This is a genomic window from Atlantibacter sp. RC6 (genome assembly GCF_014193285.1).
Classification (GTDB): Bacteria; Pseudomonadota; Gammaproteobacteria; order Enterobacterales; family Enterobacteriaceae; genus Atlantibacter.
The window spans coordinates 991,752-1,006,948 of the sequence record NZ_JACHZE010000001.1 but is presented as its reverse complement, the minus strand read 5'-3'; the positions used below and the strand labels follow the sequence as shown (position 1 = coordinate 1,006,948).

The window sequence follows — 15,197 nt, the reverse complement described above, 5'->3', positions numbered from 1 at the left end:
TTACGGCAGCATCAGCGCGGCGATGGACGCAGACAGCACGCTCACCAGCGTAGAGCCGTACACCAGCTTCAGACCGAAGCGGGATACCACGTTGCCTTGCTCTTCGTTCAGGCCCTTGATCGCACCGGCGATAATACCGATAGACGAGAAGTTAGCGAACGACACCAGGAAGATAGAAAGGATACCTTCGGCGCGAGGAGACAGCGGGGTCGCGGACTGGGCGATTTTCTGCAGATCCAGCATCGCCACAAATTCGTTGGAGACCAGTTTGGTCGCCATAATACTCCCCACCTGCAACGCTTCGCTTGCCGGTACACCCATCACCCAGGCAATCGGGTAGAACACGTAGCCCAGGATACCCTGGAAGGAGATGCCCAGAACGGCGGCGAACAGCGCGTTCAGACCGGCGATCAGCGCGATAAAGCCAATCAGCATCGCCGCAACGATCACCGCCACTTTGAAACCGGCCAGAATGTATTCGCCCAGCATCTCGAAGAAGCTCTGACCTTCATGCAGACTGGACATCTGCAGGTTCTCATCTTCTTTTTCAACGCGGTACGGGTTAATCAGCGACAGCACGATAAAGGTGCTGAACATGTTGAGCACCAGCGCCGCCACCACGTACTGCGGTTGCAGCATGGTCATGTAGGCGCCGACGATGGACATGGATACCGTCGACATCGCCGTGGCCGCCATGGTGTACATGCGGTTACGGGACATTTTGCCGAGAATATCTTTATAGGCGATAAAGTTTTCCGACTGGCCCAGAATCAGCGAACTCACGGCGTTAAAGGATTCCAGTTTACCCATGCCGTTCACTTTGGAGAGCACGGTACCGATAGCGCGGATCACAATCGGCAGCACGCGAATATGCTGCAGAATACCGATCAGCGCAGAAATGAACACGATAGGGCAGAGAACCTGTAAGAAGAAGAAGGCCAGACCCTGATCGTTCATACCGCCAAAGACGAAGTTTGTCCCTTCGCGTGCAAAGCCGAGCAGTTTATCGAACATGCCTGCGAAGGCTTTCACGAATCCGAGGCCAACCTCAGAGTTCAGGAAGAACCAGGCAAGAATGACTTCTATCACTAATAATTGAATTACAAAGCGGATACGAATTTCTTTGCGGTTACGGCTGACCAGCAAAGCAAGCAGCGCAACAACGGCGAGCGCCAGAACAAAGTGCAGAACGCGGGACATGTGTGCTCCGAATATGAGGCAGGTTTAATTTCCTTGCACATTCTATGCAACGAGGCGTAATAAAACGAGATCTAACGCTCACTATAGTAAGGTCTTGTGACGAACCGCAAAAATAGTGATCCACCAGACATTTCTGATATGTTACGTAAAGAACTGAAAGGTTACGTTCTCTGGCTATACTTTTAACACTTCGTGACACGCGGGATTAAAACGCGGCGCGACGCACTCTGCTCTTCCAACATCGTTTTTAGCTATCAAAGTAATCGTACGCTCCCCTTGTGAATGAACTTGATAATCATTCTCATTTTGTTAGCATAAAACATAGCAAAGGCTATATTTTGAGGCAAAAAATGACCAGCAGTCGCGTTGATAACAGTAATGGCCGTACGGCGCGTAAACTCAGGCTGGCGTTGATGGGGCCCGCGTTTATCGCGGCGATTGGCTATATCGATCCCGGTAACTTCGCCACCAATATCCAGGCGGGAGCCAGCTTTGGCTACCAACTGCTGTGGGTGGTGGTGTGGGCTAACCTGATGGCGATGCTGATCCAGGTGTTGTCCGCCAAGCTGGGCATCGCCACCGGCAAAAACCTCGCAGAACAGATCCGCGACCACTATCCGCGCCCGCTGGTCTGGTTTTACTGGATCCAGGCGGAAATTATCGCCATGGCCACCGACCTTGCCGAATTTATTGGCGCGGCGATTGGCTTTAAGCTGATCCTTGGCGTTTCCCTGTTACAGGGGGCGATACTCACTGGCGTGGCGACCTTTCTGATCCTGATGCTGCAAAGCCGTGGTCAGAAACCGCTGGAAAGGGTGATTGGCGGCCTGCTGCTGTTTGTCGCCGTCGCTTATATCGTCGAGCTGATTTTTTCCCAGCCGCAGTTTAGTGAACTGGGTAAAGGGATGATTATCCCCAGCCTGCCGACTTCGGAAGCGGTGTTTCTCGCCGCAGGCGTGCTGGGCGCCACCATTATGCCGCACGTCATCTACCTGCATTCGTCGCTCACCCAAAATTTGCATGACGGCTCGCGCGCCGAGCGCTATTCCGCCACCAAATGGGATGTGGCGATTGCCATGACCATCGCCGGATTTGTCAATCTGGCGATGATGGCGACGGCGGCGGCGGCGTTTCATTTCTCCGGCCATACCGGGGTCGCCGACCTCGACCAGGCCTATTTAACCCTTGAGCCTTTATTAAGCCACGCGGCGGCGACGATTTTCGGCCTCAGCCTGGTGGCGGCGGGCCTCTCCTCCACAGTGGTGGGTACGCTCGCCGGCCAGGTGGTGATGCAGGGTTTCGTGCGTTTTCATATTCCGCTGTGGGTGCGCCGCAGCATCACCATGGCGCCGTCTTTTATCGTGATCCTGATGGGCCTCGATCCGACGCGCATTCTGGTGATGAGCCAGGTACTGCTGAGCTTCGGTATTGCGCTGGCGTTAGTGCCGCTGCTGCGTTTTACCAGCGACGCCAACCTCATGGGCTCGCTGGTTAACACGCCACGGGTACGGATTATCGGCTGGGGGATTGTGGTGCTGGTGGTGGCGCTCAACCTGTGGCTGCTGATTGGCACGCTGTTTGGCCTGTAAACCCGACCGTGACAGGCCATCTGTCACGGTTTTCCCGATGATGATCCGCTAAACTGGCCTATTCCCCTTTACGCCAATGGCTCAATATTTTCCATGAATGGATTTGATCTGGTTTTCGTAAAATACGTGCAGGAACACAGTCCGGTTGCGATAAGCGATGTGACCCAACGATTTGGCAAAACGCTCTCAACGTTAAAGCGCACCATGAAAGAGATTAACGCGCTGTTGCCGGAGCAATTTCATCTGCACGTTGATAATCAACTGATCACCACCGCCATGGGTTACGGCGAATATATTGAGCTACTGGAGAAAATAAAGTTCAACCGCTATATCACCAGCCCGCAAGAGCGCACCCGCGATTTATTTGTCGCGCTGTGTCTGAATGACGTGGTGAATAAAAGCGAGTACTACCAACGGTTTTTCGTCAGCGCCAGCACACTGAAAAATGATGCCCCGGTATTAAACCAATTCTTACAAGATAAGCAGTTAACCCTGCAAAGTATTCACCGCAAAGGCTCGGCGTTGTTCGGCGACGAAATCGCGCTGCGTATTGCGGTGTGCCTGACGATTCTAAAAACCGTGGAAATAGGCGAAGACCACCGGCTAATCGCCCATAAAGCCAACGATCCGGTAAACCGCTCGGTGGCGACGCGTTTTCTCAGCCAGTGCAATGAAGAGATCGCCGCCGCCGCGCGGCTTTACACCCAACGCATCGAACCGACGCTGCGTCTTGGCTACAACGGCAAAAAATATTTCCTGGTTTATCTGAGCCTGGCGATGCATCGCCTGAAGCGCGGCCATGAAATTAACGATATCTCAGCGCTGGACTTTATTGCCACGGTGCCGTTTGGGCTGTTTGAGTCAGCAAATGAAAACGGCTTTCTCGATCTGCTGGTATCGTCACTCAGCGCTACCTGGCGAGCCTTCACGCTTTACGATCGGCCGCTCGTTGAGGCGGTGGGGCGGTTTGTCGATCGTATCGCGCCTGCGCTGGTGACGACGATTCACAACCGGCAGGCGTATTTTGCCGAGGTGTACCAGTTTATTTGCTCGGCGATCATTCAGAATAAATTTCACCTGTGGTTTGAAGATAAAAAATTGCAGGGCGTGCGCGCCAGCTATCCGCAACTGTGGGAAAGTGTGAAGCAGGCGCTGGCCGCAATAGAACAGCATTACGCGATCCAGTTTTCCGGCGTGCATCTGGCGACGCTACTGCTGATCGTCAAAAAATATGAGCTGCAAAACCGGCTGGTCAGCGAACCCCGTAAGCGGATTATTATCGTGACTAACTCGTCGGAAAGTAAAATTGGCTATTTTAAAGAAGTGCTTCACGCCTGGTTTCATATTGATATCGTCGCCTGCGTGAATATTAATGAACTGCACCAGCTGAAAAGCATTCCCTTTGATTTGCTGATCACCTTCACCAATAAAATATCCAGCTATTTGAAATATTATCAGTTGGATTATATCAAGGTGAATTTCCATCTTACTCAGGACGATATTACCTTGCTGCGCCAGCAGGGGTTGTCGCGGGCGAAGAAAAAAATCCCGGCAGCGCAGTTTGCTCAACAGGCGGCCGGGATGAATGAACAACAATTGCGCGCATTTGTGGCGCAAAACTACCCAGGAATTTTTATTTAACGCCGTCAAGCGGTTGCTTAACGCCGCGACACCACACGGCGTTAAGATTTAACGCCTCGTCCAGCACCAGAAAATCGGCGTCTTTACCCGCTTCAAGGCTGCCTTTGCGGTCGGCGACACCCGCCAGCTGCGCCGGATTCAGACAGGCGATGTGCGCGGCGGAGACCAGGCCGTTTTCCAGCCGATCCACCACCGCTTTGATCGAATCGAGAAAACTCATCTCCAGCTGGCGCACGCCATCCCAGTCATCCGGCGCAATGCTGCGCGTCGCCCCGTCCTTGCCGCTGATCTGCAATTTTCCGGCGGCAATCCTGAAGGTTTCCTGGCGCAAATAGTGGTGAAATTGGTACCCCTCCGGGAAATCCACATAGCCCAGGCAGTCGCTCATCATCACCAGCCGCCGGTCGCCCTTGATGCGATAAAGAATATCGAACACCTCTGGCCGCAGGGTGATGCCGGTCTGCTTCGCCACTTCGGCATACAGGTCACGATAGTACATCACTGCGCCCACCACGCCGGGTTCCCGGTGGTGCAAACCGCGCATGGCGCTAAACGCGTGGGTCACATGCGTCAGGCCAGCGTCGATGGCAGCGGTCATCTGGTCGAAAGTGGCGTCGGTGTGGCCTGCCGAGGCGGTAATGCCCTGGCTGTGCAGATAGCGGATTAGCTCAAGTGCGCCATCAAGTTCAGGTGCCAGCGTCATCAGGCGAATATGCCCGTTCGCCAGCCGGTTAAAATGCTGAAACCCGGCGATGGAGGGCGGTTGCAGGCTATCTTCACGCTGCATCCCCAGGTACTTTTTGTTGATATACGGGCCTTCCATATGGATGCCCACCGCTTCTGCGCCATCGCCCGGCGGCGCGGTTTCTATATACTCCGCCGCCGCCTGCAAGGAACGCTCGAGAAAATCCTGCGGCATGGTGGCGCTGGTGGCGAGATACGCTGTGACGCCCGCCTGAATCAAATCCCGGCTCATGGCCTGTACCGATTCGCGGGTGCCTTTCCAGGCAAAAGAGCCGCGCCCCCAGCCGTGGACGTGAATGTCCACAAAGCCGGGCATCAGATAACCATCGCCGTAATCCGTCGCCTCGCCGTGATAGTCGTCAGTCAGCGCGGCGATTTTGCCATTTTCTACCACCAGCACGCCGCTCCGTAACCCTCCAGGCGTCACGATGCGCGTCGAGCGAAACGCGTTAATCGTCATCGATTTCCCTCCTGACCCGCTGCGCCATCTCCTGGGCGATTTGCGCGCACAGGCCGGTGTAGCAGGCCGGGTCGAGCAGGGTCTCAATCTCATGGTCATCAAAACTGGCGCGGATCAGCGGCTGTTCGCGCAGTACCTGCCCGTATTCGATGCCTTCATGAGTGCTGCGCATCGCCATCTCATACACCAGCTCATGGGCGGGATCTTTGCCCAGCCGCTCCACCAGCGCCATCATGATTTTCTCGCTGTTGATCAGCCCGTGGGTGATGCCCACGTTCTGCTTCATCCGCTCTGGATTAATCACCAGCGTGCGGCTTAACTCTTCGGCGCGCATCACGATTTCCGCCATCAACTCCATGCTCTCCTGCAGGTTAGCGTCGAAGATGAAATAGGCGGAGCTGTCGGCCTCGAACGGGCGCGGGCAGACGTACAGCGACGACGTCAGCACCGAGTAGAGTTTTTGCGCATTAGCGATAATCCCTTTCGCCAGTTTCGGGTTCACCTTTTGCGGCATGGTGCTGCTGCCGACGGTGCCTTTTTTAAACGCTTCCGAGACTTCGCCATACTCTTCGCCCGAGGTGAGATACACCTCTTCGGCCATTTTTTGCAGCGTCGTCGCCAGCAAACACAGGTTGCTGATGAACTCGGTGCGGTACACCTGGGCGCTGCGCGACGGCACCCGCATCGAATGCATCCCCAGATGCTGCGCCACGCTCTCCTGCACCTGGCGCCCGGTTTCGCCGGTGGCGTGAAACGCCCCCACCGCGCCGCCCATCATCACGGTAAACACGCGGCTTTCGGCCTGTTTCATGCGCTCGCGGCTGTTGAGCAGTTCATCGATCCACACCGCGACTTTATAACCCCAGGTGATCGGCAGGGCGTGCTTGCCGTGGGTACGTCCGGCCATCAAGGTATCTTTATGCTGCTCCGCCATGCGCGCCAGGTTACGCAGAATGTCATCCACAAAGCCGTTGATGATTTGCTGGCACTGCCAGGCGAGATGCAGTTGCGCGGTTTGCTGGATATTTTGGGTGGTTACGCCGTAGTGCACATATTTGCCGCTTTCCGGGGAGCAGGCTTTGACCAGCACTTTGATGGTCGGTACAAAGCCGTGGCCGATTTCCCGCAGCAGCCGCTCCATCTCTTGTAAATCGATACGCGACAGGTGGCAGTTTTCAGCGATGTTTTGCGCCGCCGTCTCCGGGATCATGCCCGCTTGCGCCTGAGCCAGCGCCAGCGCGGCCTCCACGTCCAGCCAGGACTGGACGCGCGCTTCCTGGCTAAACAGCGCTTTCATGCCGCGATCGTCAATGGTTTTACTTTTTGAATCGTACAGGGCTCGCATCATGCTTCCTCTTATTTATGACCGGCTAAGGCGTCGTCGACGGCGTTACGGACAAACTCGACGTGGGGACCAAACACCACATGAATATGGTTGCTGGAGGGGATAAAGGTCCCCATCGACCCGGCATCTTTGAGAATGCTCATATCGAGTTTTTTCTGATCGTTTAAATCAATGCGCAGGCGCGATACGCAGTTTTCCACGCGTTTGATGTTGGTTTTACCGCCCAGACCTTCAATCACCAGTTCGGCGACTTTGTCGTACTCTTTGTTATTCAACAGCGTGCTGTCGGCAATCTCAGATTCGCGTCCCGGCGTTTTAATATCGAATTTGCCAATGGCGTAGCGGAACACGAAATAGAACACCACGAAGTTGGCGATGCCTAACAGGATCAGGTTCAGCCAGCGGGTGTGTTCATACATCAGGCCGAAAATACCGAAGTCGAAAATGGTGCCGCGAATATAGCCAACGGAAACATCCAACAGCTGGAGCGGTATAGCCATCAGGCCGCACAGCAGGGCATAAACGATAAACAGCTTCGGCGCGATAAACAGGAACGAGAATTCCAGCGGCTCGGTAATATTCCCCAGCACCGCGGTGAGCACCACCGTCAGGATCATCCCTTTGGCGAACTTTTTATTCTTAAAGTACGCCATGTGATACATCGCCAGGCCAATCGCCGGGACGCGGAACAGGGTAGTCAGCATTTGGGTTGAGGCCAGATAGCTGGTCAGCGTCGGCATATATTGATCCCACGCCGGATGGTTTGGCCCCAGCTCGAACAGGATTTTATTAATGGCGGGTAAAATGCCGACGTAAGTTTGCCCGTCAATTAAATAGGTGCCGCCCGCTTCAGTGAAACGCACCGTGGAGCTCAGAACGTGATGCAGGCCGAAGGGAATCAATAACCGGTTCAGGGTCATATAAATCCCGGCCCCGATATTAGGCGCCATCAAAATGGTGGAAATACTTTTCATCCCGGCGGTAAACAGATCCCAGATAAACGGAATAATTAGCCCGATGGGGATTGCAAAGGCGATGGCTAATATCGCCACCGATTTCTTCCCGCTAAAGAAAGCAAACGCCAGCGGCAATTGCAGCCGGTAATAGCGGTCGGTGACTTTGGCGGCAAGCAACCCGGCAATAATCCCGCCGACGGCCTCTATCTTTAAGGTTTGCACCCCGAGCACCATGCCCTGGCCGACCAGCGCCAAATCGCCTTTCGCCAGTTGCCCGGTTAATTTCAGATGCACGTGCATGGAAATTAACAGCGTTAAATAGGCGATGACCGAGGCAAATACCGCGATGCCTTTCTCTTTTTTCGACATCCCGTAGGCCACGCCCATGGCGAACAGCAACGGGATATTCTGGAATACCACGCTGCTGATTAAGCCCAGCGAAGAGAGCACCGCTTTAAAACCGGCATTCCCCAGGAAGGGCAGTTTTTCAATCATGTAATTTTGGCCCAGCGCGCTGCTGATGCCCATCACCATCCCCACCGGCGCTAATACGGCAATAGGTAACAGTAACGAGCGGCCGAACGTCTGTATTTCGTTTTTAAAATTCGCGTTCATGACAATATCCCCGATAAGACATCGTATTATCAAACACGGTTAGAGGAGGGGAGCTCAAGGTCAAATAATGTCTGAAGCAGGGCGCAAAAATTGCCCATAAGAAATTGCAGGGGCGATCACATTATTAACTTGACGGAAGGACAGGCGATCAAAAAAGGAGCCCGCAGGCTCCTTTTGGAAATTCATTAGTGGCGGTGATGATGTTTACCGCGCCCGCGATGGTCGTCACGATCGCGCCAACCTTCACGGTAGCCACGCTCGTAGGCGTTGCGGTCTTTATACCAGCCGCGATGGTAGCCATTATCGTGTTTACGCCAGTAACCGCCGCGACGCTCATAATGGCTGTGCCAGTAATCCCGATCGCGCCAGCGACCGCCGTCCCAGTAGTTACCGTAATTATCACGATCGCCAATTTGTAATTTTATTGAGGGTAACAGGGTGATTTCGCCTGCAGTTGCCATCATTGGCGCTCCCGCCAACAGAACGGCTGCAAGCAACAGTGACCTGAACATAGTCTTCTCCTTCACGATCGGGGCCGTGGCCGGCCTGTTACAGCAATATTACGGGTGGTAAAGCCCCGCATCTTCGCCACAACTCCTAATTCATTTCGGATAGCACAAAATGCTAAAAATACCTGTTACCCGTTGATTTGCCGTCAGGAGAGGATCGCGTCAATGGCCGCGCACTCCTGGGCGCTAAACTGGCGGTTCGCCAGCATGCCGACGGCATCCTCAATCTGGCTGGTCTTACTGGCTCCGATTAACACCGAGGTAACTTTATCGTCACGTAATACCCAGGCCAGCGCCATTTGCGACAGCTTCTGACCGCGCTGCTGCGCCAGTTCATTTAGCTTACGCACCTTCGCCAGTTTCTCGTCGGTGAGCTGATCCGGATTGAGGAAGCGGCTGCCGCTGGCGGCGCGCGAATCTGACGGGATGCCGTTCAGGTAGCGGTCGGTCAACTGCCCGCCCGCTAAGGGCGAAAACGCGATGCTGCCGACGCCTTTTTCCTGCAACAGGTCCAGCAGTTCCGCTTCCACCCAACGCTCAAACATTGAGTATTTCGGCTGGTGGATTAAGCATGGCGTGCCGAGATCGTTGAGGATCTCAATCGCCTCCCGGGCCAGCGCGGCAGGGTAATTCGACAGCCCCACGTACAGCGCTTTTCCCTGACGCACAATATGATCCAGCGCGCGCATCGTTTCCTCAAGCGGCGTTTCCGGGTCCGGGCGGTGGTGATAAAAAATATCCACGTATTCCAGTCCCATGCGTTTCAGGCTCTGGTCCAGGCTGGATATCAGATACTTGCGCGAACCCCAGTCCCCATAAGGCCCGTCCCACATGGTGTAGCCCGCCTTGCTGGAGATAATCAGCTCATCGCGCCAGGGCAGAAAGTCTTGTTTAAAAATCCGCCCGAAATTGTGTTCGGCGGAGCCCGGCGGCGGCCCATAGTTATTGGCAAGATCGAAATGGGTGACGCCAAGGTCAAACGCCCGGCGCAACAGCTGGCGGCTATTATCCAACAGCGTGGTGTCGCCAAAGTTATGCCAAAGCCCCAGAGAAACAGCGGGAAGCTTCAGCCCGCTTCGTCCGCAGCGGCGAAATTCCATCGTTTGATAGCGTGCGGGATCTGCCTGATAAACCATGCGTGTAGCCTCATCAGTTAGGAAATTTTCAGCGTGTATACGTTTACACAAAACTCGCGCCTTTGCACCCTACACCGCATCGCGCTGTAAATCTCGCGTGCCACGCACTTTTCGATCGGATACCTGGACAGGGATCGCAGTTCCTTAATACTTCAATCAGGCTCCTGATAAAAAGGAATGTTCCATGGCTCAGAGTTATTGTGTAGCGGATTATCTACTGGACCGGCTGGCGCAAAGTGGAATCACCCATCTTTTCGGCGTACCGGGCGACTATAACCTGCAGTTTCTCGATAATGTCATCGCGCACCCGGAAGTGGCCTGGGTGGGCTGCGCCAACGAACTTAACGCGGCCTATGCTGCCGACGGCTACGCCCGCTGCAAAGGCGCGGGAGCCTTATTAACCACCTTTGGCGTGGGCGAACTCAGCGCGCTTAACGGCGTGGCGGGCAGTTACGCCGAACACGTCCCGGTGCTGCACATCGTCGGCGCCCCCGCATCTGGCGCGCAGCAGCGTGGCGAACTGATGCATCACACGGTCGGCGATGGCGATTTTCGCCATTTTGTGCGTATCGCCAGCGAGTTATGCGCCGCCCATGCGGTACTGACGGCGGACAACGCCTGTAAAGAAATCGACCGGGTGATGCGCGAGATGCGGGAAGCCTCGCGTCCCGGTTACCTGATGTTGCCAGCAGACGTGGCAAAAAAGCCTGCCATTCGCCCTGAAAACGCTCTCACCAGGGCGGTGCAAAGTGCCGATCCCGCTCTGCTGGAGGCGTTTCGCCAGGCGGTTCAGCAACGGCTCTGCGGCGTTAAGCACATTGCGTTGCTGGCGGATTACCTGGCGCAACGTTTTGGCCTGAAGCACGCCCTGCAACAATGGGTGCGCGAGATCCCGCTGGCGCACAGCTCGTTGCTGATGGGCAAAGGGATTTTTAACGAAAGCGGCGCAGGTTTTACCGGCACCTACAGCGGCGCCGCCACTGCCCTGGCGCAGCGCGAGGCGATTGAACAGAGCGAGGTCGTTATCTGCGTGGGCGTGAAATTTACCGATACCACTACCGCCGGATTTAGCCAGCATCTCACCCGCGAGCAAACCATTGAGGTGATGCCCGATGGTGTACGCATTGGCAATCGCGGATTCAGCGGCCTGCCAATGGCGCAAGCGGTGGATATTCTCTACCAGGAAGTGCGCGAGATCCGCCATCAACTCACGTTACCGACCATCAAACCCGCTCCGCTGCCGGAGGGTGACGCCGGGCTGGATCAGCATGCGTTCTGGCTGGCGATTCAGGCCTGGCTGCGGCCCGGGGATATTGTGGTGGTCGATCAGGGTACCGCCGCGTTTGGCGCGGCAACCCTGACGCTGCCGGATGACGTGACATTTATCGTCCAGCCGCTGTGGGGCTCGATAGGCTACGCGCTGGCGGCGGCGTTCGGCGCGCAAACCGCCTGCCCGACGCGGCGGCTGGTGCTGATCACCGGAGACGGCGCGGCGCAGTTAACCATTCAGGAACTGGGCTCAATGCTGCGAGACGATTTGCGCCCGGTGGTTATCGTGCTGAATAACGACGGCTACACGGTGGAGCGGGCGATCCATGGCGCGGAGCAGCGCTACAACGATATCGCCCCCTGGGACTGGACGGCGCTGCCCCACGCGCTGGATATCCATCGTAAAGCCGAATGCTGGCAGGTCAGCGAAACTGTGCAGCTTCAGGAGGTGCTGGCGCGGTTGGCGCATCCGGCGCGGCTGTCGCTGCTGGAAGTGATGCTGCCGAAACAGGATCTCCCGGAACTGCTGGCCGCCGTCACCCAATCGCTTGGTGAGCGTAACGGCGGGCAGGGTTAGTCTTTCGGTCCGGCTACCATTAACGGCTTCCCGGCCAGCAGCAGCCAGGCCGGGAGCATGACGATGCACAGCAGCGGCAGCAGCTGGGTATCCGGCACGATCACTGCCGCCATAAACAGGCTCATCCACCCATCGCGCGTCACCACCAGTACCATGCCCAATACCGCGCAGGAGACCGTCACCGCCGCCGGGACGGCGTCAACGTGCTCATGAAGCATCAACCCCAGCGCCACCCCGACGAATACCGCCGGGAAAATGCGCCCGCCGCGAAAGCCGCAGGCGGCGGCAATCACCAGCGCCGCGAGTTTGATCACGGCAAACAAGAAATAGTCATTCACAGTCCAGGTCTGGCCGAACGCCAGTTGCTGCATCTCATTGACGCCTCTGAACAGGGTTTGCGGGCCGCCCAGCGCGCCCAGCAACCCGAGCACAAAACCGCCCGCGCCGAGGAGCAGCACCGGGTTTTTTATTCTGTGCATCAGTGTGTGCAGGCGCGGTAAACACCACACCGCCACCATACCTAACGCAATGGCGATGGCCGCCACCACCGCGCCGCTGAAAATATCCGCCAGGTGCAGTTGCGAATAGTGGGCGACGGGCAGCGAAAAATTTGGATGGATAAACAGCCCGGTGGTCACGCCGCCTGCCGCCGCCGCCATCAGCGGGGCGAACAGCTTGTCCCATAGCGGTACGTCGTTAGTGCTGTTGAGGGTTTGAGAGAAGATCAGCGCTGCCGCCACGGGCGTACCAAACAGCGCGCCGATGGTGCCTGCCGCCGCCAGAATCGTCCAGTCGAGCGAGTTAACGCGTGGAAATAGCTTGCCGCCCAGCACCACCGCCAGCGCGACGTTGATCGCCATAATCGGGTGCTCCGGCCCCAGGCTGACGCCGCCTGCCAGACCGAGGATCATCGCCAGCGCCAGGCCTGGCAGGGCGCGGCTTTCCACCGGGGTACTGATCAGCGGCTCGTTGGCCGGGTCAGGTCCGCCATGGCCAGGAAAGTAGCGGATCACCAGGCCAACCGCGATGCCGGTCAGCGTCAGAATGGTGATAATCCAGCCGGGAGCGAACAGGGAAACGCCGAACGTCGCGGGCAGCGTCTGCCACAGAAAGGTCTGTAAAATCCCCGCGACCCGCATCATAAACAGTAAAATTAAACTACTGGCGATGCCGATAAGCAGCGCCGGCAAGGCGAGTATCAACATGGTTCTGGCGCGGGGATGAAGCATTGAATAATCCTTATGAATGAAAAGGCTGGCGCTTTACTGACCAGCAGATTACTGTGCTGATTGCAAAGGTGCTGAAACGGTAAACGTAATCTGTGACACGCCTCAATAATCACGGGTCATCAGCATAAAGGACATTGTGGTGCTGATGCCTTGTATTTAGAGTGTGCCGAAGACTTATTTTGACTTTAGCGGAGCTGTTGAATAATGACCAAATTTGCATTGGTGGGAGATGTAGGCGGCACCAACGCACGCTTAGCGCTCTGTAACCTTGAAACCGGCGCAATCGAGCGCGCGAAGACCTATTCCGGGCTGGATTACCCGACGCTTGAGGCGGTGGTGCGGGTTTATCTGACCGAGCATGACGCGACGGTCACCGAAGGCTGTATCGCCATTGCCTGCCCAATCACCGGCGACTGGGTGGCGATGACCAACCACACCTGGGCGTTTTCCACCGAAGAGATGCGTAAAAACCTCGGCTTCGATCATCTGGAAATCATCAACGATTTCACCGCCGTCTCTATGGCGATTCCGATGCTGAAAAAAGAGCACCTGATCCAGTTCGGCGGCGGCGAGCCGGTGGAAGGCAAACCTATCGCGGTTTATGGCGCAGGCACCGGCCTTGGCGTGTCGCATCTGGTGCATGTCGATAAGCGCTGGATCAGCCTGCCGGGCGAAGGCGGCCATGTGGACTTCGCGCCCAACAGCGAAGAAGAGGGCATTATCCTTGAGGAGCTGCGTGCGGAAATCGGCCACGTTTCAGCCGAGCGCGTGCTGTCCGGTCCGGGGCTGGTGAACCTCTACCGTGCGATTGTCAAATCCGACGGCCGCTTGCCGGAAAACCTTCAGCCGAAGGACGTCACCGAGCGGGCGCTCGACGATGCCTGTATCGACTGCCGTCGCGCGCTATCGCTGTTTTGCGTGATCATGGGGCGCTTTGGCGGCAACCTGGCGCTGAACCTGGCAACCTTCGGCGGCGTGTATATTGCCGGTGGGATTGTGCCGCGTTTCCTGGATTTCTTCCGCGCGTCGGGCTTCCGCGGCGGTTTTGAAGACAAGGGGCGTTTCAAGGCTTACGTGCAGGATATTCCGGTGTATCTGATCGTTCACGATCAGCCTGGTCTGCTGGGCGCTGGCGCGCATTTACGCCAGATCCTCGGACAGGTTCTCTGACAAAAAGCGCCGCAAGGCGCTTTTTTTACAACCGCATTAACTGGCGAAACTCTTTTACCCGGCTGCGGCTGACCGGGACCTGGAAATCCAGATCCCGCAACCGCAGCATGTAGGTATTGTTAAACCACGGCTCTATCTCGCGGATTTTATTCAGATTCACGCAGTATGAGCGGTGGCAGCGGAAGAAATGCCCCTCCGGCAACCGGCTAAAAAACTCGGTGATATTCATCGGCATCACATAGGCTTCGCGTTTGGTGTACACGAAAGTCATTTTTTCGTGGGCTTCGGCATAGTAGATGTCGTTGATGTCGGTGACGATGATCCGCTCGTCTTTGATCAAATTGATAGTGGCGTTTTCCCGGCTGGCCGGGGCGGCGCTGTGCGGGCTGGCCTGCTGCTGCCCGGCGGCCTCCAGCTTTTGCAGCATGCTGATGATCCGCGACTCCTGCCAGGGTTTGAGGATGTAATCAAACGCCTCCAGTTCAAACGCCTCCACGGCATGCTCTTTCCATGCGGTAATAAACACGATGAACGGTTTATTGGCGAATTTACTGATATTTTGCGCCAGCAGCACCCCATCCAGCGACGGAATATTGATATCGAGAAAAATGGCATCGACGGTGTGGTGCTGGAGATACTTCAGCACATCCAGCCCGTCGTCGAAGGTGCCGACAATCTCGATTTTGCTGTGATGATTAATCAGCCAGCTCAGCTCCTGTTGGGCCAGAATTTCATCTTCCACGATGATGGCTTTCAT

General features: G+C 56.1%; 12 protein-coding genes. 4 read left to right on the top strand and 8 right to left on the bottom strand.

Going from position 1 to position 15,197, the window contains the following annotated elements:
• Positions 1-1,200, bottom strand: a complete 1,200-nt coding sequence (locus FHW74_RS04775) for a NupC/NupG family nucleoside CNT transporter (RefSeq protein WP_183169377.1) — start codon at positions 1,198-1,200, stop codon at positions 1-3.
• Positions 1,201-1,550: 350 nt separating this feature from the next.
• Between FHW74_RS04775 and FHW74_RS04770 the strand changes: the two genes are divergently transcribed.
• Entirely contained in the window at positions 1,551-2,789 is a 1,239-nt protein-coding gene (locus FHW74_RS04770) for an Nramp family divalent metal transporter (RefSeq protein WP_183169376.1), read from the top strand.
• A gap of 93 nt (positions 2,790-2,882) precedes the next feature.
• The gene (locus tag FHW74_RS04765) at positions 2,883-4,430 is read left to right on the top strand and encodes a helix-turn-helix domain-containing protein (protein WP_183169375.1); all 1,548 of its coding nucleotides are present in this window, start codon (positions 2,883-2,885) and stop codon (positions 4,428-4,430) included.
• On the opposite strand, the gene nagA is transcribed toward FHW74_RS04765, so the two are convergent.
• The 5 genes from nagA to mgrA form a co-directional block, all read right to left on the bottom strand.
• The gene (gene nagA / locus FHW74_RS04760) at positions 4,423-5,634 is read right to left on the bottom strand and encodes an N-acetylglucosamine-6-phosphate deacetylase (RefSeq protein ID WP_183169374.1); all 1,212 of its coding nucleotides are present in this window, start codon (positions 5,632-5,634) and stop codon (positions 4,423-4,425) included. The two genes, FHW74_RS04765 and nagA, sit on opposite strands and share 8 nt — an antisense overlap.
• Positions 5,624-6,979: an adenylosuccinate lyase family protein gene (locus FHW74_RS04755; protein ID WP_183169373.1), complete on the bottom strand. Its 1,356-nt coding sequence runs from the start codon at positions 6,977-6,979 to the stop codon at positions 5,624-5,626. Before FHW74_RS04755 ends, nagA begins: the two co-directional genes overlap by 11 nt.
• An 11-nt stretch (positions 6,980-6,990) precedes the next feature.
• The gene (locus FHW74_RS04750) at positions 6,991-8,550 is read right to left on the bottom strand and encodes a PTS transporter subunit EIIC (RefSeq protein ID WP_183169372.1); all 1,560 of its coding nucleotides are present in this window, start codon (positions 8,548-8,550) and stop codon (positions 6,991-6,993) included.
• 185 nt (positions 8,551-8,735) lie between these two features.
• Entirely contained in the window at positions 8,736-9,062 is a 327-nt protein-coding gene (locus FHW74_RS04745) for a DUF2502 domain-containing protein (RefSeq protein WP_161660544.1), read from the bottom strand.
• A gap of 143 nt (positions 9,063-9,205) precedes the next feature.
• Entirely contained in the window at positions 9,206-10,195 is a 990-nt protein-coding gene (gene mgrA / locus FHW74_RS04740) for an L-glyceraldehyde 3-phosphate reductase (RefSeq protein WP_183169371.1), read from the bottom strand.
• Positions 10,196-10,379: 184 nt separating this feature from the next.
• Here mgrA and FHW74_RS04735 point away from each other — a divergent pair, with 184 nt between their 5' ends.
• The gene (locus tag FHW74_RS04735) at positions 10,380-12,041 is read left to right on the top strand and encodes an alpha-keto acid decarboxylase family protein (protein WP_183169370.1); all 1,662 of its coding nucleotides are present in this window, start codon (positions 10,380-10,382) and stop codon (positions 12,039-12,041) included.
• On the opposite strand, the gene FHW74_RS04730 is transcribed toward FHW74_RS04735, so the two are convergent.
• Positions 12,038-13,270 (bottom strand): ion channel protein, encoded by a 1,233-nt coding sequence (locus FHW74_RS04730; protein ID WP_183169369.1) that lies wholly within the window; start codon positions 13,268-13,270, stop codon positions 12,038-12,040. The genes FHW74_RS04735 and FHW74_RS04730 overlap by 4 nt on opposite strands.
• A gap of 204 nt (positions 13,271-13,474) precedes the next feature.
• Here FHW74_RS04730 and glk point away from each other — a divergent pair, with 204 nt between their 5' ends.
• Entirely contained in the window at positions 13,475-14,440 is a 966-nt protein-coding gene (gene glk, locus FHW74_RS04725) for a glucokinase (RefSeq protein WP_183169368.1), read from the top strand.
• Positions 14,441-14,465: 25 nt separating this feature from the next.
• Here glk and FHW74_RS04720 read toward each other — a convergent pair whose 3' ends face one another.
• Positions 14,466-15,197, bottom strand: a complete 732-nt coding sequence (locus tag FHW74_RS04720; protein WP_183169367.1) for a LytTR family DNA-binding domain-containing protein — start codon at positions 15,195-15,197, stop codon at positions 14,466-14,468.

Excerpts from the sequence above, each read along its gene's own strand:
- glk (WP_183169368.1), top strand. The coding sequence starts at position 13,475 with ATGACCAAATTTGCATTGGTGGGAGATGTAGGCGGCACCAACGCACGC.
- FHW74_RS04770 (WP_183169376.1), top strand. The coding sequence starts at position 1,551 with ATGACCAGCAGTCGCGTTGATAACAGTAATGGCCGTACGGCGCGTAAA.
- FHW74_RS04765 (WP_183169375.1), top strand. The coding sequence starts at position 2,883 with ATGAATGGATTTGATCTGGTTTTCGTAAAATACGTGCAGGAACACAGT.
- FHW74_RS04735 (WP_183169370.1), top strand. The coding sequence starts at position 10,380 with ATGGCTCAGAGTTATTGTGTAGCGGATTATCTACTGGACCGGCTGGCG.
- FHW74_RS04750 (WP_183169372.1), bottom strand. The coding sequence starts at position 8,550 with ATGAACGCGAATTTTAAAAACGAAATACAGACGTTCGGCCGCTCGTTA.
- nagA (WP_183169374.1), bottom strand. The coding sequence starts at position 5,634 with ATGACGATTAACGCGTTTCGCTCGACGCGCATCGTGACGCCTGGAGGG.
- mgrA (WP_183169371.1), bottom strand. The coding sequence starts at position 10,195 with ATGGTTTATCAGGCAGATCCCGCACGCTATCAAACGATGGAATTTCGC.
- FHW74_RS04755 (WP_183169373.1), bottom strand. The coding sequence starts at position 6,979 with ATGCGAGCCCTGTACGATTCAAAAAGTAAAACCATTGACGATCGCGGC.
- FHW74_RS04775 (WP_183169377.1), bottom strand. The coding sequence starts at position 1,200 with ATGTCCCGCGTTCTGCACTTTGTTCTGGCGCTCGCCGTTGTTGCGCTG.
- FHW74_RS04720 (WP_183169367.1), bottom strand. The coding sequence starts at position 15,197 with ATGAAAGCCATCATCGTGGAAGATGAAATTCTGGCCCAACAGGAGCTG.
- FHW74_RS04730 (WP_183169369.1), bottom strand. The coding sequence starts at position 13,270 with ATGCTTCATCCCCGCGCCAGAACCATGTTGATACTCGCCTTGCCGGCG.
- FHW74_RS04745 (WP_161660544.1), bottom strand. The coding sequence starts at position 9,062 with ATGTTCAGGTCACTGTTGCTTGCAGCCGTTCTGTTGGCGGGAGCGCCA.